Genomic DNA, 18,828 nt, shown 5'->3' on the forward strand with positions numbered 1-18,828 from the left:
TTGTGAGGGCGGCCCAAGCGGTGCCTGAGACAATCGGGCCGGAAGGCTTCGACAAGTTCCTCTTCATGCTGCGCCAGACCACAATCGCGCCTCTCTTTTCATGGTACGGGCCGGAAGGCTTCGATCCGAAAGAAGAGCACCAGCGGGACACCATTCGGGCGATGCTCAGCGCCTACATTTCGTCCATCCCAGGGCGGCTAACCCGCGCCCCCAGCCATTTCCATGTGGAGCTATCATGGCTCCCCGAAACACCTGAACCCGAAACGACCGGAGGCGACCATGGGTAAGACCCGAGCCACCAAGAACCACCCGGGCCACATCGAGAAGCGCGGCGAGGACTCGTGGCGCGTGACGCTCTGTGTGGACGGCCAGTACTCGAAGTACACCGTCCGCGGGGACCGAGAGGCCGCCGAGACGAGGGCGCGCACGGAGTACGACACGCTCAAGAGCCGGAGTACGATAGGGCTACCTGGCCCGATGTCGTTCTCCGCCCTCCTGGCACGCTTCGAGGACGCGAAACTGCCTGGGCTCGCGCCGAACACGCAGGCGGGGTACACGAACAGCCTGGCGGCGTTTCGCACGTACTTCGTGAGCGAGGGCCGGGACCCGCAGCTCCATGCGATCCGCCCCGGCCACGTCGAGGGCTTCCTGGCGTGGCGCCGGATGCGCCAACCGGACGGCACGCGGCGGAAAGAGGCGTTGTCGGCCCGGAGTCTACGCAAGGACCGGGCGACGCTGCACTTGCTCTTCGCCTTCGCGCTCACCCTCGAGGTCGTGGACTCCAACCCCGTGAGCAGGACGAAGGCCCCGAAGGGTGACCAGCGCGAGCCGATCATCATCACCGCCGATCAGTACGAGGCGCTCCTGACCGCGTGCGAGGGTCAGCCCATGCTCTACCTGTACGTGCTCATGCTCGCGGAGACGGGTATGAGGTGCGAGTCGGAGGCGCTCTGGGTCCGGTGGGAGGACATGGACCTCGAGACGGGCCTCCTCAACGTCGAGAGCGTCCGAAAGGGCCGTAGGACGAAGAGCGGCAAGTCCCGGCGCGTTCCCATAACGCCGCGCCTCCGCACAGCGATCAGGGCCCACATGGCGCTCTATCGGTTCGCCCGGTACGGCTCACACGCTGACCCTACCCCGTGGGTCTTTCACCACGACGTGAAGCGCCGCCACGCGAAGGCCGGGGACCGTATCCGGTCGCTACGCCGTTCCTTCGCCGGGGCCGTGAAGCGTGCGGAGCTCCCTGCCGACCTCAACCAGCATGACCTTCGCCACCGGCGCGTGACGGTGTGGTTAGCGGAGGGGAAGCCCGCCCACATCGTGCAAAAAGCGATGGGGCACTCTGACCTGCGCACGACGCTGGACTACGCGCACCTCGTGGACGATGACCTGCTCCAGCTCGTGGCTGGACCTACCGAAAACGTCCAAAGCACGGGGTGACGGCCCGGCTCTTTATTCCCAAATCTATTCCCAAACACCGAAGGGCTCCTGGGGAAAACCCCTGGGAGCCCTTCTCCTACCTAGAGGCGCCGCCCGGATTCGAACCGGGGATAAAGGATTTGCAGTCCTCTGCCTTACCACTTGGCCACGGCGCCATACACGACGGGGAGCGGACAGCTTTGGCTGCCGCCCCCCCGATGCCAGAGCGGGAAACCGGACTCGAACCGGCGACCCCAACCTTGGCAAGGTTGTGCTCTACCAACTGAGCTATTCCCGCACGTTTACGGTACCGAACCTAGAAGAAACATTTGGGGTGGTCAATGGCTCCAAACGGGGAGGGAACCAAGTTCCTCGATAGCCCGTAAACCCTTATGTTACGCGGTCAATCGGCCCCATGGGTCTCGGACTGGACCCACCCCCACTACCCGATCCTCATGCGCCGAACGCTGGCTCTCGCCCTCGTGATCCTGGCCCTCTCGAAGGGCGACACGGTCGCCCAGGTCTCCGACGAGACCCTGGTGCCTCAAGGTCGTCTGAGACTCCAGTTCAACCCCTCGTTCACGGCCTGGAACAGTCGGTTCGGCGAGCGCACCGAGGGTGGCGCGCTCGTTTCTGGTAAGGAGGCACTGGGATCGGATCTCACCGACGAATCTGGAGCCGCGCTCTTCCCCGCTGTCGCCGATCTGGAGAGCCATCTGCGGGCACTCTCGGGGAACGACACGTACTCCGGAGTGCTCGGCGCCACGAGTGGCCTGGTGAGTCAGGACGTGACGCGCATCGACCTCGGTGCCCACCTGGGCGTCTTCGATTGGCTCACGGTCGGTGTCGTGGTTCCTCTGGTGAAGACACACACGTCCGTGGACGTCGCGGTGCGGCAGAACGGCGTGGGCAGCGACCTCGGCATCAACCCGACGGTCTCGGAGGCGGACGCGGTACAGCGCTTCCTCGACGCGCTCTCTGGCGCGCACGCGTCATCGCTGGCTCAGGCCGAGACGCTGTGCTCGGCGGACCCGGCGAGCGGCGCCTGTTCCGCGGCGCAGTCACTCGCCAGTCGGGTAGGCTCCTTCTTCGCCTCCTCTGAAGGAGCCTACTTCGCCTCGGCGTTCTTTCCCCTGCAGGGCAGCTCGATCGCTCAGTCGCTGGCCGACCGGGCGACCGCGCTCGATGGCGAGCTCGTCGATGCTGGGCTGGGCGGGATCGGCGCCACGATGGCGTTCGCGACTGAGCTGCTCACGCAGGCGTCGCTCGCCGACGCCCCCTCGGTGGGCGCTTTCGGTATTCAGGGCTCCCGCCTGCAAGGGCTCAACTCCCTGTGGGTGCTCGGAGATGTGGAGCTGTCCGCGCTCGGGCGTATTCTGGAAGGCGAAGTGCGCGACTCGAGCTCGGTCACGCCGCGCGTGAGCTATTCACTCGCCGCTGGCGTGCTCGCCCGGCTCGGCACGGGCTCCGTCGATGCGCACGACATCTTCCTCGATGTCGGGACCGGCGATGGCCAAATGGACATCGAAGCGCGCGTGCTCGCCTTCCTCGGTCTCGGCAGCCGGGTCGGCATCCACCTCGGGCTGCGCTACGGCGTGCAACAGTCCCTGAGTCTGCTGCGGAGAGTCGCGCCAAGGGAGCTCGTGATGCCGCCAGCCAACACGCTCCGGGCGGTACGTTGGACGCCGGCCTCGTACATCGGTGTCGATCTCGAGCCGGTGTGGCGGTTGTCGCCCGAGCTCTCTGCGTTGGCGAGCTATCGGCTCTACTCGAAGGGCATCGATTCCTATGCGATCCTGGGCGACGAACCGGAAGGGAGCGCCCCGGTCGACATCACCGACCTCGAACGCGAGAGCGGCGTCACGGTCCACCGCGCGGGACTCGGCCTGCGGTACTCGACCCTCGAGCCATGGAGCGCGGGCGAAGCGTCGCGACCGCTCGAGCTACACCTCCGCATCATGTCTTCGATCGCCGGCAGCGGAGGCCATACGCCTGTGGCGACGACGGTCGAGTTCGGAATCCGACTTTTCCGTGGAATATGGGGCGGAAGCTAGGCTCCAAGCAGCTCCCGGGCGTGCTCGCGGGAGGTCGGCGACTCCGGGTCCCCCCCCAGCATGCGTGCGATCTCTTGCACTCGAGCCTCCCCCTCCAGCAGGGTCACGGTCGTGGTGGTGCTGAGTGGGTCCTGCGCCTTCTCCACCAGCATGTGTCCGCGGGCCCGAGACGCCACCTGCGCGAGATGCGTGACGACGAACACCTGATGCCGCTCGGCGATGTCTACCAGCTTCTTGGCCACGGCCGACGCCACGACACCGCCGATGCCGGCGTCGATCTCGTCGAAGACGAGTACCGGCACACGATCCACGTCTGCCAAGATCGACTTCAAGGCGAGCATCACCCTCGAGAGCTCCCCGCCGCTCGCGATGCGAGCAAGCGGCATCGCGTCGAAACCCGGATTTGGCGAGACGAGGAATTCGACGCTCTCGGAGCCGCCGCTGCCGGTCGCCCCATGCGCGCGTAGCGCGACCTCGAAGGTGGCGGACACGAGCCCGAGCTCGGGAAGAGTCTCACATACCGAGGCCGCGAGCCGCGTCGAGCCCTTCTGCCTCATAGCACTGAGCCGAGCGGCTTCCTCTTCGAGCTCGCGTCCCGTGACCTCGATCCGCTGACGCAGGAGCTCCAGGTCGTGATCGGAGTCGCCCAGCTCCGCCAACTCGGTCCTCACCCCCTGAGCCACCGCCAGTACGTCCGCCAACTCCGGGCCGTACTTCCGCTTCAGACGAAAGATCAGATCGAGCCGCGCCCGTACCTCCGCAAGCCGATGCGGATCGTGGTCGATGCCCTGAGCGTAGTCGCCCACGTGCCGTCCGACGTCGGAGACCGCATGCGCGGCATTCTGCAGCTCGGTGAGTTGGTCCTGCAGTGAAGGATCGTAGCTCGCAAGCTGCTCCAGGAGCTTAAGCATGGCTGCCATGCGGTCGGCGACCGAGTCATCGGCGCCGTAGAGCGTCTCGTAGATCGAGCCAGCCCCTCGGGCCAGCTCCTCGGCATGCTCGTGCCGTCCAGCTTCCGCCGCGAGCTCCGCGTCCTCGCCCGGTCTTAACGCGGCCTCGTCGATCTCGTCGAGCTGGAAGTGCAGAAAGTCTGAGCGGGTCTCGATCTCGCGCAGACGTTCCTCTCGGTCTTCGAGCTCGCGCTTCAGCGCCTGTCGCGTGCCGTAGAGCGTGGCCACTTTCTCGGCCGACTCTTCTGCGCCGGCATACGCGTCGAGGAGCGCGCGCTGATCTCGCGGCCGCAGCAGGGTCTGATGTTCATGTTGACCGTGTAGATCCACGAGCGCGGAGCCGAGGCTGCCCACAGCACCGGCGGTCGCCGGCGAGCCGTTCACCCAGGCGCGATTGCGCCCTTCGGCCGCGACTTCGCGGCGGAGGATCATCAGACCGTCCTCGAGCCGGAATCCGCTTTCCTCGAGCTCAGCCTCTATCTCCGGCCGATCGCTGACGTCGAAGACCGCTTCCACCGTGGCGCGGTCGGCACCCTTCCTGACCACGCTCGAAGAGGCTCGCTCGCCGAGCAGGAGCGACAGCGCCCCGACGATGATCGACTTGCCCGCACCGGTCTCTCCGGTGAGGGCGTTCAGGCCGTCCGAGAGCTCCAGGGTGAGATCCTCTACGACGGCGTAGTCACGGATGCGCAGCTCTACCAACACTCCTATGCCCGCTCCGGCGGACGCGCCGCCCAGTTCAGCTTGGTTCGCATCGTTCGGAAGAACGTTTGCCCGGGTAGACGGACGAGCGAGACCGTGTGCGGCCCGCGCCGCACCACGACTGATTCGTCCACACCCACGGCTCGCTCTACTTGTCCGTCGACCGTGAGCTGAAGCTCGTGGGAATGGTCGATCGCCTGGACGGTGATCTCCTCGTGCGCGGGAACGACCAGCGGACGTACGGCGAGCGAGTGCGGGCAGATTGCCGTGATCACGATGCACTCGACTTCGGGCACGATGATCGGGCCCCCGGCAGACAGAGAGTAGGCGGTCGATCCCGTAGGACTGGTCAGGATCACGCCATCCGCTGAAATGCTGCCGATGTCCTCCCGGCCTTCCGTGCGACCGACCGAAAGGTTCAACGGTGTCACACGAGCCGCGCCCGAAGTGTGGACCACAATGTCGTTGAGCGCGTGAAACGGCCCAGCCTCCTCACCGTCCGCACTCTGGACCGTCGCCTGGAGCGTGAAGCGACGATCGAGCACAGCCGCCCCATCCAGGACCTCGGTGAGGCACTTCTCGAGATTCTCTTCGGGGGTCGCGGTCAAGAAGCCCAGACGCCCGAGGTTGACCCCGAACACGGGCACGTCGGCGCCCATCGCGAGGCGTGCCGCGCGCAGCATCGTGCCGTCCCCGCCGAGCGCGAGCAGGAGGTCGACCGGTGCGTGCTGCTGATCCAACAGCTCCGCTCCAGTCGGCGCATACGGGTCGCCTTCCTCGAACATCAACTCGAGGCCGCGTGCTTCCGCGAACGTGCGCAAGCGCTCGACGACCGCGGGGGCCTCCGGGCTTCGACGCCGCAGGACGACGCCGATGCGGCGAATGGGTCCTGTCAGCGCCTGCCCTCCTGAGCCTTTCACACTCCCGCGGTGCCTTGGGAGGCCACGGTGCCTTGGGAGGCCACGGTGCCGTGGGAGGCCACGGTGCCGTGGGAGGCCACGGTGCTGCGGGAGGCGGAGCCGACGAGCTCCTTCACTCGAGCCACAATGCCATCCACGTCCAAAGCGATAGTGGCGAGCAGCCCATCGCGTGCGCCGTGTTCGATGAACTCGTCCGGCATTCCCATCGACGCCATGCGCGGTGTCGTCGCCAAGTCCAGATCATGCATCTCGCGCGCCATGAACGCGCCAAAACCGTTGGAGATCTGCGCTTCCTCGACAGTCAGCACCGCCGGGTGCCCACGCACCATCTGCTCGAACACCGTTCGGTCGTACGGCTTCAAGAAGCGGCAATTCACGACCGAACAGCGAATACTCTCGGCGTCCAACGCCTCTGCAGCGGCCACCGACGGCAGCACCATCGTGCCTGTCGCGAGGATAACGCAGTCGCCGCCGCTGCGGAGAACTTCCCACGTGTAGGGCTCGATGCGCTCGATGTCAGCGAGGTCCGGTACCTCCTCCGGCACCGCTGCCCGGGGCCAGCGCACACTCCACGGGCCGTCGTTCTTTTCCGTGGCCAGACGGAGCAGAGCGAGCATCTCGCTGCCGTCCTTCGGAGCCGTCACGGTCATGCCAGGGACGCACAGCATGTACGCGATGTCGAGCCCTCCGTGGTGAGTCGGGCCATCCTCGCCCGCGATGCCGGCTCGGTCCATGCCGAATACCACGGGCAGACTCTGAAGCGCCACGTCGTGCACGATGTTGTCGAAGGCGCGCTGGAGAAACGTGGAGTAGATCGCGACGATGGGCTTCACACCCTGTGTCGCCAGGCCGGCGGCGAACGTCACCGCATGGCCCTCGGCGATGCCCACGTCGAAGTAGCGATCTGGGTGCGCTTCCGAGAACATGTCCGTCGACGTGCCATCGGGCATGGCCGCAGTGATCGCCACGATCTGCGGGTCGCCGTTGGCCAGTTCGATGAGCCCCTTGCCGAACACCTTCTGGTAACGCGGGAGGCCCCCGCCCTTCTTGGTGCCCCGGCCAGTGACCTTGTCGAACGGAGCCGCCGCGTGCCACGTCCACGGATCGTCTTCGGCCTTCGCATAGCCCTTCCCCTTCTTGGTGATCACGTGCACGAGGATGGTGCGCTTCATGTCCTTCACGCGGGAGAAGGTGTCGACCAGCGCGTTGACGTTGTGGCCGTCGATCGGACCCACGTACCGGAAGCCGAGCTCCTCGAAGATCAGCCCTGGGGTGAGCAGGTGCTTTGCGCTCTCCTCCAAGCGGGCCACCATCGTCTCCATGACGTTCGGCGTCCTGTTCAGGATCTCCTTCACGAGGTTGCGCGCCTTGTTGTAGGCCGGGTTCGTGATCATCCCCGTCAGGTACTTGCTCATGGCACCGACGGCAGGCCCGATCGACATGTCGTTGTCATTGAGCACGACCACGAAGTCGCGCTTGGTGTGGCCCGCGTTGTTGAGCGCCTCATACGCGAGCCCACATGTCATCGCTCCGTCGCCGATCACGGCCAGGACGTTGAAGTCCTCACCCCTGAGGTCGCGCCCCACGGCCATCCCCCACGCGGCCGAGATCGAAGTCGCGGCGTGGCCAGCTCCGAATGCGTCGTACTCCGACTCGTCGCGGCGCAGGAACGGTGCGAGACCACCGCGTGTGCGGATCGTCGGCAGGGACTCGTTGCGACCCGTCAGCATTTTGTGGATGTACGCCTGATGTCCGGTGTCCCAGACGATCTTATCGCGCGGAGTATCGTAGACGTAGTGCAACGCGACGGTGAGCTCCGCGACGCCCAGGCTGGCCCCGAAGTGCCCCCCCTTCTCCGACACCACGTCTATGTGCCGGGCACGCACCTCGTCGACGAGCTGGTCGAGCTCATCTCGCCCAAGGCGCCGGATGTCCTCCGGGTATTTGACATGATCCAGCAGCGGCACCGGACCCGCTCCTTCTCAGATGTTCGGCGGTGACGAAAAGAAGATACCCGCACGGACCGTGCCGAACAGGCTATTTGGGGACTAGTTGTCCCGCTCCACGACATAGAGCGCCAGCGAGCTCAGAGCCGGCGCGTCGATGCCTCCGGAGCTGAGCGCCTCCAGCGCATCGTCCACGTGCGCTCGGGCCCGGTTTCTCGCTTCCTCCAGCCCGTAGAGGCCTACGTAGGTCGACTTGTCGAGCTCGGCGTCGCTGGGCCGCTTGCCCAGCGTCTCAGCCGATTGCGTGGCATCGAGCAAGTCGTCCGCGATCTGGAACGCGAGCCCGATCGAAGCGCCGTACCGTCTCAGCGCCTCGACGACATGATCGGCCCCTCGCGCGGCTCTAGCGCCGAGCACGAGGGACGCCATGAGCAGAGCGCCGGTCTTACGGCGGTACAGTCCATTCAGCTCGTCGGGCCCCAGGGCCTCACCCTCGCCCTCCAGGTCGAGCCACTGCCCACCGACCATCCCACCTGCGCCGGCAGCCTCCATCAGCTCACGGGCGACGGCGATGGCACCCTCTGGTCCGCACTCCAACTGCTCTGCCGAAGAAAGCGCCTGTAGTGCTGCCGCGGGAATCAGCGCGGCTCCGGCTCTGGAGGTTACGTCTTCGCCATGATCGACGTGCGTCGTCGGGCGTCCCCTCCTGAACTCCGCGTCATCCATGCACGGAAGGTCATCGTGCATCAGCGAGTAGGCGTGGATCAGCTCCACGGAGACAGCCAGCGGATAGATCAATTCGTTCGCCGCGCCCCCACTGGCTCGATACGCGGTAGAGCAGAGAATTGGTCGGAGTCGTTTGCCCCCGCTCATGACACCATGCCGGATCGCCGCCGCGACATCCGCGTCCGTCTCCGACTCCAACCGGGAGACGACGCGTTCCAGTGTGGCCTCCACCTTCAGCCTCTCCGCGGCGAGGTAGCTCGAGAGACCGAAGCCGCTCACGGCTCGTCTACATCCAGTTCCCGGGTCTTGCCCCCGGCCAGTAGCTCCTCCACGCGTAGCTGCGTTTCGGAGAGCACCCGCTCGGCTTCACGCACGTGCCCGATCCCCTCCTCGAAGAGTTCGAGGGCCTCCTCGAGGGAGACCTCATCGGACTCGAGTCGCGTCAGGATCAGTTCCAGGCGCGAAATCCGCTCCTCCAGCGAGACCGCATCGCTGCTTCCGGCGTCGCGTTCGGTTTCGTCGCTCACGATGGATCGAGCTCCCTGGTTTCCAGCGCCTCGCAGGACACTTCACCGTCGCGAACACGTAGCTCGAACGGTTGGCCCGGCGTGAAGTCCTGCACCGAGCGAAGGACCGACCCGGTTTCAGAACGCGCGACCGAGTAGCCCCGCCGCAAAGTAGCGAGCGGCGAGAGTGCGTCGAGCTTGCCCGCGGCCGCCGCGATGCTCAGGCGCCGCCGTCCCAACGCGGAGAGCATGCCGCGTTCGATCCGGCCCGTGGCGCGGTCGATGGTCTGCTGGACCGGCATGATCCTGCGCTCCATCCGGACTCCCAAGCCCACCAGGTCCTCCCGCAACGCAGATCGACGTCTTTGCATGGTGCCCTGCAGCCCCTGCGCCAGGCGCGAAGGCATCTCTCGGAGTCCGTCGATGAGAACGGCGGCGTCGGGGACGACCGCTTCCGCAGCGGCCGACGGGGTGGGAGCCCTGAGGTCCGCTACGAGGTCCGCGATGGTCACGTCGATCTCGTGGCCCACGCCTGAAACTACAGGCATCGGACAGGCGGCAATCGCCCGAGCCACCGGCTCCTCGTTGAACGCCCACAGATCCTCCACGGAGCCGCCGCCGCGACTCACGATGATGACGTCGGGTTTGCCCGTGGCGGCGAGGGCCTGAAGCGCGCGCGCGATGTCGACCGAGGCGCCTTCCCCCTGAACGCGCGTGGCGCCGAGCAGCACCCGAACCCAGGGCGCACGTCGGCGCAACACCGACACGATGTCGCGCAGCGCCGCACCGGTCGACGACGTGACGACTCCCACTACCGCCGGATAGCGCGGTAATGCCCTCTTCCGCGTCGCTTCCAGGAGGCCCTCGGCCTCGAGGGTGGCGCGCAACTTCTGAAAGGCCAGCCTCCACAGCCCCTCGGCACCCTCTGCCTCGATGCGAGAAGCCACCAATTGGTACTCGCCGCGAGCTTCGTACAGGGTCAGCGATCCGAGTGCTCGGATCTTCATGCCCTCTTCGGGATCGGTCGGTAGATGTTGGGCTTCGCGATTGAACATCACGCAGCGCATCTGTGCACGATCGTCCTTCAGGGTGAAGTAGCAGTGCCCCGGACGCGACCGTGTCCAGCTCCCCACTTCACCGCCGATCCAGAGGGGATCGACGCTGTCCTCGAGCAGTGAGCGCACCGCGCGATTGACCTGCGAGACGGACCAGACCTTCGGTTCGCCAGCAGTTTCGTCCACGGGTGGCGGGGCCTCGACGTGCTCCGGCTTCGGCTCTGGGAAGAGGTCGAGGCTCAGGTCGTTCGACATGGCGCGATTCCTAGCCGGCTGTGAGCCGAGCCGACCTCACGGTATTGCTGAGCAGCATGGTGATCGTCATCGGTCCAACGCCTCCCGGCACTGGGGATATCGCTGCTGCGATCTGGGCGACTTCATCGAACAGGACGTCGCCACACACCCGGTAGCCCTTCTCGCGCGTGTCGTCTTCCACGCGGTTGGTGCCGACGTCGATTACGACGGCACCAGGAGCGACCATGTCGGCCGTGATCATCTCCGGTTGGCCCGTCGCGACGACCAGGATGTCCGCGGTGCGCGTCACTGCTCCGAGATCGGGCGTCCTCGAGTGGCACACCGTCACGGTAGCGTTCCCGCCGGGCGCCTTGCGCATGAGGAGCGAGGCGAGCGGGCGACCGACGATGTTCGAGCGTCCCACGACGACCACGTGCTTCCCGGCTGGATCGTGCCCGCTACGCGTCAGCATCTCGATGACACCGGCCGGCGTGCACGGCGCGAAGAAGTCCCCGGAACCCGTCGCCAGACGTCCCACACTCATCGGGTGGAAGCCGTCCACGTCCTTCGAGGGGTCGACCGCCTCGATCACTCGTCCCTCATCGATGTGCTCCGGAAGCGGGAGCTGCACGAGGATGCCGTGGATCTCGGGGTCGGCGTTCAGGCCCGCCACGACGCCCAGAAGCTCATCCTCCGGCGTGTCCACGGGAAGCGTGATCTGTCGCGAGTGGATCCCCATCGCGGCGGCGGCCTTGTTCTTCATGCCGACGTACATCTGGGATGCGGGGTCGTCCCCGAGCAATACCGTCGCCAAACCCGGTGTCACACCCGCCTCATCCTTCAGGCGAGCGACCTCGGTAGTGAGCTCGCCACGGATCTCGTTCGCGATGTCCTTGCCGGAAATGATCTGTGCGCTCATGCGGCCTAGGCGTGGTTGGTGTCGTCGCGGGCAGAGGAAGGCAGAAAAGTAACACCTCGAGATGCCCCCTACGGCCGCTGTCGGGGGAACTCCACGACAGCTCTCCGCGTTCCTCAGAAGGCTGGAGGGGGCGGTAAGGGGCCGCGATTTCTCGAGAGCGGACAGCGGGTGACTTCAAAGCATCGGTGGCTTCTTCTCGCCACGCTCGTCGCAGCGTGCCAGCAGGAAGCCGGGAGCCCGCTGGGGCCGACGGGCGGACGCACCGGTCAGCAGGATAATCCTCAATGCACCGGCCTGGCGCTCCCGCTCAACGCGACCAACGTCGCCAAGGATGGCATCCCGGCTCTCTCCGATCCCACCTTCGTGGCACCGGACGCGCCCGGGGCTGCCTACGTGAACGGAGAGACGCGCGTGGTCGGCATCGTCATCGCTGGTGAAGCTCTCGCGATTCCCCTGAACATCCTCTGGTGGCACGAGATCGTGAACCTCAGGCGGGGATCACAGGATGTGGCCGTCACCTATTGCCCATTGACCGGGTCTTCGATCTCGTTCGATCGCTCGGTGATCGGCGGCCAGGAGCTACGGGTCTCCGGCCTGCTCTCCGGCAACAACCTCGTGATGTTCGATCGCTCGAGCAATGAGTCGCTGTGGGGCCAAATGGCGGCGCTGGCGCTCTGTGGTCCCGCTCGGGGGCAGGCGCTACCCTCGGTACAGAGCATCGAGACCAGCTTTGCCGAGTGGCAGTCGATGCACCCGGACACGAGGGTCGTCTCGAGTGAGACCGGTCATGACCGCAACTACGGGATCAATCCGTACGAGGATTACTGGATGCTGGACGCTCCCCCCGCGTTCGGCTCCGAGCGTCTTCCGGATCCTCGCCTCCTTCCCAAAGAGCTCGTCCTCGCGATCCCGAGCGGCGAGAGCGCTGGGCTGGCGATCCCCTTCAAGCACCGCGACCCGCAGGCCCGCGAGGCGTTGAACCTCGAGTTCGACGACTCCTTCATGGTGGCGTTCTGGGACGGGCCGAGCCGGACCGCGGCAGCGTACTTCGCGTTCGCCGAGTGGCCGAAAGGCTTCGACGCGGCTGTGGGTCTGTTGACCTTCGACGCGGTAGAGACCGGCTACGTGGACCGCGAAACCGGGACCCTGTGGAATCTGGAAGGCGTCGCGATCGACGGGCCCGGAGTAGGAGGGCGCCTCATGCGGCATGCGCGCTCGTACGTGGCGTTTTGGTTCGCTTGGGCGGAGCTGAGGCCGGACACCGAGATCTACTAGGCTCAACTCTCACGACCGCCGGCGACTACCTCGCGAAATCGATCGCTCTCGTCTCGCGTACGACGACGACCTTGATCTGGCCGGGGTACTGCAACTCGCTCTCGATCTTCCTGGCGACGGCCTCTGAGATCTGCGCCATTTCCCCGTCCGTCACCCGGGAGGGCTCGACCATGACACGCAACTCGCGACCCGCCTGGATCGCGAAGCAGCGCTCCACTCCCGGATGCTCCATTGCGAGCTCTTCGAGCTTCTCGAGGCGTTTCACATAGCCCTCGAACATCTCGCGACGAGCGCCCGGCCTCGATCCACTGATCGCGTCAGCGGCGGAGACCAGGAACGTCTCCGCGAAATGGTGCGGCTCTTCGTCGTGGTGCGCCTTGATCGCGTTCAGGACGATGGCGCTCTCTTCGTGTTTCTTGCACAGCCGGTACCCGAGCTCCACGTGGGTGCCCTCGTGCTCATGCGTCATGCCCTTCCCGACGTCGTGCAATACGCCGGCGCGCTTCGTCTCTGAGACGTCGAGCCCCATTTCCGCCGCCATGTTGCCCGCGAGCAGCGCGACTTCCCTGGCATGCTGGAGCTGATTCTGACCGTATGAGGTGCGGAAGCGGAGTCGACCGAGCGTCTTCACGATCTCTGGGTGAACGTTGTGGATCCCGAGCTCGTAGAGGACCTCCTCCGCGCCCTCGAGCATCGTCCGCTCGACCTCCTTCTGGGCCTTCTCCACGGTCTCCTCGATACGACCAGGGTGAATGCGACCATCCTCGACCAGTTCAGTGAGGGCCATGCGGGCGATTTCCCGCCGCACGGGGTCGAACGCCGACAGCACGACGGCCTCAGGTGTATCATCGATGATCACGTCGACGCCGGTCGCTTGCTCGAACGAGCGGATGTTGCGTCCTTCGCGACCGATGATGCGACCCTTCATTTCATCCGATGGGAGCTGAACGACGGAGACCGTGGTCCGTGCGGTCAGGTCGGCTGCCATTCGTTGGATCGACAGCGCTACGATCTTCCGAGCCTCGCGCTCGGCGTCGCCTTGCGCCTGCTCCTTGACCTCGCGCAGCATGTTGGATGCGTCTGCGCGAGCCTCGTCCTCGAGCGTCTCGATGAGCTCCTTCTTGGCCTCCTCGGCGCTCAGACCCGCGAGCTGCTCCAGCCGCGCACGGGCTGTGCCCTCGGCCTCTCGGGCAGCTGCGTCCCTCCGTGCGACCTCGGCATGGCGGTTGTCGAGCCCCGCGACGCGCTCGTCCAGCTCGGCCTCGCGGGCGTCGAGACGATCTACCTGACGGTCAAAGGCTACCGAGCGCTCCTCATTGCGGCGCTCTGCGCGCTCGACGTCCGCACGGCGCCGTGACTCTTCCTTCTCCCACGCCTCACGAAGGCGGAAGCCCTCCTCTCGCCCGGCGAGTTCGCCGGCTCTGAGCGCGGTGTCCGCATCGTCACTTGCCCGCTTCAGGATGCGGGAGGCCTCGTCCCTCGCCTCGGCTTTTTCCAACTCCCGGTGGGCCCGTTCACGGCTCCGCACGACGAAGAACGCAACGATACCACCTAGGACGAGGCCGACCGCCGCCGCCAGCATTAGCTGCGGGGTGACCATGTATTTACTCCAAATCGGCACCGTGAAGCGCCGAAGGTGAGCGATATGCGACCCTACGGGCTCATGTCAAGAACCGCAGAATCCGACGTGCATCGGGAAATAGGAGGCGGTGGACTCTCTCACGCAAGCTAGCAGCCCGTGGTAGAAGTACAGTGGGCCGCGTTACGGTGCCACGGCTCCAGATCCTAGGCGGTGCGACGACGCCATAGCCGTCGCTACGGCTAGGAGCTCCAACGACGGAGATGGGGCCGTGCCACCGTAACCCACGAACCGGTAGTATTGTCACACCTGGTGGCGGGCGCAGGGGGGTCGCGGCCCAATAGGTCGTCTCTCCTCCTCGCCGTAGAACAACTACGACTCGTCGTCCTTCCTACTCTTGAACTCGCGAGACCCCTGCGCGCGGCCCACTGTACTTCTACCACGGGCTGCTAGAGTTTCTAGTGAGAGCGTGGCACGCCGCGGGCTTCAGTTGTTTTTGTCGCTCGCCGGCGCTTCCGCCTCGATCCGGCGGGTCAGATTCGTCGCCCGCGAGGCGACCTCCTTGCGAAGCTGCTCCAGTTCGTCGATCGCCTGGAAGCACTGGTCCGCGATCGAGAGCGCTGCCAAGATCGCCGCCTTGTGACCTTCGATGAGCCCCGCCTGCATGCGGATCTCATGGATGCGGTCGTCGACCAGTTTTGCGCACCGTTTCGTGTGCTCGGGCGCGACGTTCGCACGAATGGTGTGTTCTTCACCCGCGATGCGGACCGTGACCGACGCTTTCTCGGGACTCATCGCTGCTCCTCCAAGAAGCGGATCTTGGCCAACAGTTTGTCTACGCCGGCCCTGCCCCTCTTCAACCGACCCCGGAGATCCTGGTTTTCCTCTTCCAGCCCGTCGAGTCGGGTCAGCATGCGGCCCGCCTCGGCATCATCGCCGGTAAACCGCTTGACGAGCTCCTCGAGCTCCTCGCTCTTGCCCTCCGCCTCTTCGGCGCGAGTGCTGACATCCGCGAGTCGATCGAGCAGCCCGCCCACCGCGCTCTCGAGCTCAGTGAGCGCAGCGCGGTCGGAGCGTTCACCGCTACCCCCGGTGTTCGACACTCAGCTCCTCCGTGAGCCGTGCCAGTATTCCGTTTACAGCCTCGTCCACTTGCCTGTCCTTCAGGGTCCGGTCCGGCGAGCGGAAACGCAAACGATACGCCAACGACCGTGTCCCTTGCTTAACACCTTCGCCTCGATAGAGGTCGAACAACTCGACCCCCTCCAGAAGCGCGCCACCGTGCACCCGGATCAGCGCCTCCACATCGTACGCCGAAACGCGGTCGGGCACGAGCAGCGCGAGATCCCGTTCCACCGCGGGAAACTGCGGGAGCGGCTGGAAGGTGACGGCCGCGGCCGGGCGCGGATCGGAGGGCAGCTTCACTTCGAGGCCCCAGATCTCTCCGGCCCAGGCAGGCGCGTCGACCGCCTCCGCTCTCAGAAGCCCTCCACGACCCGCGATGGACCCATCCGCAAGGGCGACGTCGAACGCCACGCCCTCCACGAAGGTCCCGTCTTCCGCGGCGGCCGTTGGAGCGACCACGGCGCCCCTGCGGTAGATGGTGGAAGCGACACGCTCGAGGAGCGCCTTGAGGTCCCAGACGGCGATCGCTGCGTCTTCGCTGGACCAGTGAGGCGGTTCCCGACGACCGTGCAGAACCGCGGCCACATGCGTTTCCTCGTGCGGTGCCTCGCCAGAGCCCGCCGACCGGAACGACGTCCCGATCTCGAACAAGCGCACGTCGTGGTTTCCGTGTTTAAAATTGTGCTCGAGCCTGCGGATCAGCGACGGGAGAATCGCACGTCGAATGAACGGCTCGGTCGTCGCGAGCGGATTCGCAACGCGGACGTCGCCCTCACCCTCGGGCACGAACGCCGGGGTCTGGGCTTCGAAGAGGCCGCCGGCAGCCAGCGATCGCCTGAGCTCGTCTTCGAGGGCGAACATCGGGTGGTCGGCAACCGTACCCGGCCGATACGGACCGAGATCGGACGGGAAGTTGTCGTAGCCGTGGGCGCGGGCGACCTCCTCGATGAGGTCGACCTCGCGTCTGACGTCATAGCTGCGGAATCCGGGCACCCGCACGTGCAGCGTGCCATCGGACTCGCCCACGATGTCGAAACCCAGCGGCGTCAGCAGCTCTCGGACGCGGTCGGCCGCGAAGGCGACGCCCAAGAGGTGCTCGATACGTGAGAGCCTGAGATCCACGGTCTCGGCCTCGAAAGCAACGGGACAACAGTCCAGGACCGGCCCGTCGACCTCTCCACCCGCGGTAGCGAGAATCAACGCCACGGCACGAGAAACGGCGAGATCCATACCCTCGGGATCGACGCCGCGCTCGAAGCGATACGACGCGTCCGTGGACATGACCAGCGCCTTGCGCGTCGCGCGAATGGACTTGGCGTCGAAGAGTGCGCATTCCAGCAGGACGTCGACCGTGTCGTCTTCCACCTCCGAGTCGAGACCACCCATGACGCCGCCGATGGCAACCGGACGCTCGGCGTCGCAGATCATGAGCATGTCGGTGGTGAGGGTCCGCATCTCGCCGTCGAGCGTGGTGAAGCTCTTCTCGTCCGCCCGCACCCGCCGCACCACGATGGACGTACCAGCCAGTCCGTTCAGGTCGAACGCGTGCATTGGCTGACCGAGCTCGAGCATCACGTAGCTGGTCGCGTCGACCACGTTGTTGATGGGACGGGCACCTGCGCCGCGGAGCCGTTGCTGAAGCCACGCGGGCGATGGACCTATCTTCACGCCACGAATGACCGTGCCCAGATAACGCAGGCACAAGTCCGCATCATCGATCCGAATCCCCACTCGCCCACGCCGGACCTCAGGAGCGTCCCGCTCGAACGACAGCTCGACGCCGGGATCTCCCTCGATCTCGGGCAGCTCGACCCGCCCCTCGCCCTCCGAAGCGAGCTCGCGCGCGACACCGGCGTGAGAGAGCAGATCGCCGCGGTTCGCCGAGATCTCGACATCGAGCGTCACATCATGCAAAGCGATCGCCTCGACGAACGATTCACCAGCTGTGAAATCACCGTGGATCTCGAGAATACCCTCGTGCTCAGATCCCAATCCTAACTCCTTGGAGGAACACAACATACCCTCAGACACTTCACCTCGGATCTTGGACTTCTCGATCTTGAAGTTCCCGGGTAGTACCGCGCCCACCGGTGCGAACGGATACCACGATCCCGCCTTCACGTTCGGTGCACCGCAAACGACCTTCACCGCCCCCGCGCCGCCGTCGACGGTGCAGAGCGAGAGGCGGTCTGCATTGGGGTGCTGGATGGTCTCGAGTACCATGCCGACCACGATGTCGCCCAACTCGGCTCCGGGAGAGCTGATTTCCTCGACCGGAGCGCCTCGTAGCACGAGGTGCTCCGCGAGCTTCTCCGGGGTCAACTCGAGGCCGGGCACCATGTCCCTGAGCCAACGGTAGGAGACCTTCATGGAGTGAATTGCTCGAGGAAGCGCATGTCGTTCTCGAAGAAGGTGCGCAGGTCGTCCACGCCGTGCTTCAGCTTCGCAATACGTGCGGGTCCCATCCCGAAGGCGAAGCCCGTGTAGCGCTCGGAGTCGTAGCCCGCGTTCTCGAGCACGGCCGGATCGACCATGCCCGCGCCCATGATCTCGAGCCAGTCGGTTTCTTCCTTGGTCCCGTCCGAGCGGGTTACGAAGCGTTTCACGTCGACTTCGGCGCTCGGTTCGGTGAAGGGGAAAAACGACGGTCGGAACCGGGTCTGAGTATCCGAGCCCCAATAGCGCCGGGCGAATTCGGCCAACGTGGCCTTGAGGTCGACAAAGGTCACACCCTCGTCGATCACGAGGCCTTCGACTTGCATGAACGCAGGCGTGTGCGTCGCGTCGTAGCTGTCGCGGCGGTACACCCAACCCGGCGCGATGATGCGAATGGGCGGCTCGTGCGTCTCCATGGTACGCATCTGCACCGGAGACGTATGGCTGCGAAGCAGCACCGAGTCCACCAGATAGAGCGTGTCCTGCTCGTCTGCCGCCGGGTGGTCGAGCGGTGTATTGAGTGCCTCGAAGTTGTACCACTCGGTTTCTGCTTCAGGCCCCCGCGCCCTCGTGAAGCCCAAGTCCCGGAAGATGTGCCAGATCTCGTCTACGGCCTGCGTCACCGGGTGGAGACCACCCTTCCACGGCCCGCGACCCGGCAGCGTGAGGTCTTCGCTGCCGGCCGCGGCCGGAGCTGCGAGCGAGCGCTCTCGTTCCTGCAAGGCGTCGGACACGACCGCCTTGATTCGGTTGGCTTCCTGGCCGACCGAGGGCCTCACTTCCGCCGACATGCCGCCCAGACCGCGTAGAATCACCGAAATCCGTCCTTCTTTGCGCCCGAGGTAGGTGATCCTCGCCACCTCCAGCGCGTCCGAGTTCTGGACGCGTTCGATCGCCGCCAACGCTTCGACCTCCAACGCTCTCAGCGCGTCCCTCGGGTCCTGATCAATCATGCTCTACAGCTTCCTCCGATGGCTCGGAA

General features: G+C 65.7%; 15 protein-coding genes and 2 tRNA genes. 3 read left to right on the top strand and 14 right to left on the bottom strand.

Annotation, left to right across the window (positions count from 1 at the left end):
* The first annotated feature begins 279 nt into the window (after nt 1-279).
* The gene (locus IIB36_14765) at nt 280-1,440 is read left to right on the top strand and encodes a tyrosine-type recombinase/integrase (GenBank protein MCH7533000.1); all 1,161 of its coding nucleotides are present in this window, start codon (nt 280-282) and stop codon (nt 1,438-1,440) included.
* A gap of 84 nt (nt 1,441-1,524) precedes the next feature.
* Here the strand turns inward: IIB36_14765 and IIB36_14770 are convergent.
* A tRNA-Cys gene (locus IIB36_14770) sits at nt 1,525-1,595 on the bottom strand.
* Nucleotides 1,596-1,644: 49 nt separating this feature from the next.
* A tRNA-Gly gene (locus IIB36_14775) sits at nt 1,645-1,717 on the bottom strand.
* 157 nt (nt 1,718-1,874) lie between these two features.
* Between IIB36_14775 and IIB36_14780 the strand changes: the two genes are divergently transcribed.
* Entirely contained in the window at nt 1,875-3,473 is a 1,599-nt protein-coding gene (locus tag IIB36_14780; GenBank protein ID MCH7533001.1) for a hypothetical protein, read from the top strand.
* Here IIB36_14780 and recN read toward each other — a convergent pair.
* The 7 genes from recN to folD form a co-directional block, all read right to left on the bottom strand.
* Nucleotides 3,470-5,128: a DNA repair protein RecN gene (recN, locus tag IIB36_14785; protein ID MCH7533002.1), complete on the bottom strand. Its 1,659-nt coding sequence runs from the start codon at nt 5,126-5,128 to the stop codon at nt 3,470-3,472. The two genes, IIB36_14780 and recN, sit on opposite strands and share 4 nt — an antisense overlap.
* A 2-nt stretch (nt 5,129-5,130) precedes the next feature.
* The gene (locus IIB36_14790; protein ID MCH7533003.1) at nt 5,131-6,045 is read right to left on the bottom strand and encodes an NAD(+)/NADH kinase; all 915 of its coding nucleotides are present in this window, start codon (nt 6,043-6,045) and stop codon (nt 5,131-5,133) included.
* Nucleotides 6,042-8,012 (bottom strand): 1-deoxy-D-xylulose-5-phosphate synthase, encoded by a 1,971-nt coding sequence (locus IIB36_14795; protein ID MCH7533004.1) that lies wholly within the window; start codon nt 8,010-8,012, stop codon nt 6,042-6,044. Before IIB36_14795 ends, IIB36_14790 begins: the two co-directional genes overlap by 4 nt.
* Before the next feature lie 81 nt (nt 8,013-8,093).
* The gene (locus IIB36_14800) at nt 8,094-8,996 is read right to left on the bottom strand and encodes a polyprenyl synthetase family protein (protein ID MCH7533005.1); all 903 of its coding nucleotides are present in this window, start codon (nt 8,994-8,996) and stop codon (nt 8,094-8,096) included.
* Nucleotides 8,993-9,244 (bottom strand): exodeoxyribonuclease VII small subunit, encoded by a 252-nt coding sequence (gene xseB / locus IIB36_14805; protein ID MCH7533006.1) that lies wholly within the window; start codon nt 9,242-9,244, stop codon nt 8,993-8,995. The genes IIB36_14800 and xseB overlap by 4 nt, the downstream gene beginning before the upstream one ends.
* Nucleotides 9,241-10,533: an exodeoxyribonuclease VII large subunit gene (xseA, locus tag IIB36_14810; GenBank protein ID MCH7533007.1), complete on the bottom strand. Its 1,293-nt coding sequence runs from the start codon at nt 10,531-10,533 to the stop codon at nt 9,241-9,243. The genes xseB and xseA overlap by 4 nt, the downstream gene beginning before the upstream one ends.
* Nucleotides 10,534-10,543: 10 nt before the next feature.
* A complete protein-coding gene (gene folD, locus IIB36_14815; GenBank protein MCH7533008.1) occupies nt 10,544-11,431 on the bottom strand; it encodes a bifunctional methylenetetrahydrofolate dehydrogenase/methenyltetrahydrofolate cyclohydrolase FolD in 888 nt (295 codons plus the stop codon).
* A 168-nt stretch (nt 11,432-11,599) separates the two neighbouring features.
* Between folD and IIB36_14820 the strand changes: the two genes are divergently transcribed.
* Nucleotides 11,600-12,706, top strand: a complete 1,107-nt coding sequence (locus tag IIB36_14820; protein ID MCH7533009.1) for a DUF3179 domain-containing protein — start codon at nt 11,600-11,602, stop codon at nt 12,704-12,706.
* A 25-nt stretch (nt 12,707-12,731) separates the two neighbouring features.
* On the opposite strand, the gene rny is transcribed toward IIB36_14820, so the two are convergent.
* From rny to pheS, 5 genes are all read right to left on the bottom strand, one after another.
* Nucleotides 12,732-14,306, bottom strand: coding sequence for a ribonuclease Y (gene rny, locus IIB36_14825; GenBank protein ID MCH7533010.1), 1,575 nt, complete (start codon nt 14,304-14,306; stop codon nt 12,732-12,734).
* A gap of 465 nt (nt 14,307-14,771) precedes the next feature.
* Nucleotides 14,772-15,080, bottom strand: a complete 309-nt coding sequence (zapA, locus tag IIB36_14830) for a cell division protein ZapA (protein MCH7533011.1) — start codon at nt 15,078-15,080, stop codon at nt 14,772-14,774.
* Nucleotides 15,077-15,388 carry a hypothetical protein gene (locus tag IIB36_14835; GenBank protein MCH7533012.1) on the bottom strand — a complete coding sequence of 104 codons (312 nt, stop codon included), beginning with the start codon at nt 15,386-15,388 and terminating at the stop codon, nt 15,077-15,079. Before IIB36_14835 ends, zapA begins: the two co-directional genes overlap by 4 nt.
* Entirely contained in the window at nt 15,369-17,780 is a 2,412-nt protein-coding gene (locus IIB36_14840) for a phenylalanine--tRNA ligase subunit beta (GenBank protein ID MCH7533013.1), read from the bottom strand. Before IIB36_14840 ends, IIB36_14835 begins: the two co-directional genes overlap by 20 nt.
* Nucleotides 17,777-18,799 (bottom strand): phenylalanine--tRNA ligase subunit alpha, encoded by a 1,023-nt coding sequence (gene pheS, locus IIB36_14845; GenBank protein MCH7533014.1) that lies wholly within the window; start codon nt 18,797-18,799, stop codon nt 17,777-17,779. Before pheS ends, IIB36_14840 begins: the two co-directional genes overlap by 4 nt.
* Nucleotides 18,800-18,828: the final 29 nt, after the last annotated feature.

The organism is Gemmatimonadota bacterium, from assembly GCA_022560615.1.
GTDB lineage: Bacteria > Gemmatimonadota > Gemmatimonadetes > Longimicrobiales > Gaopeijiaceae > UBA1138.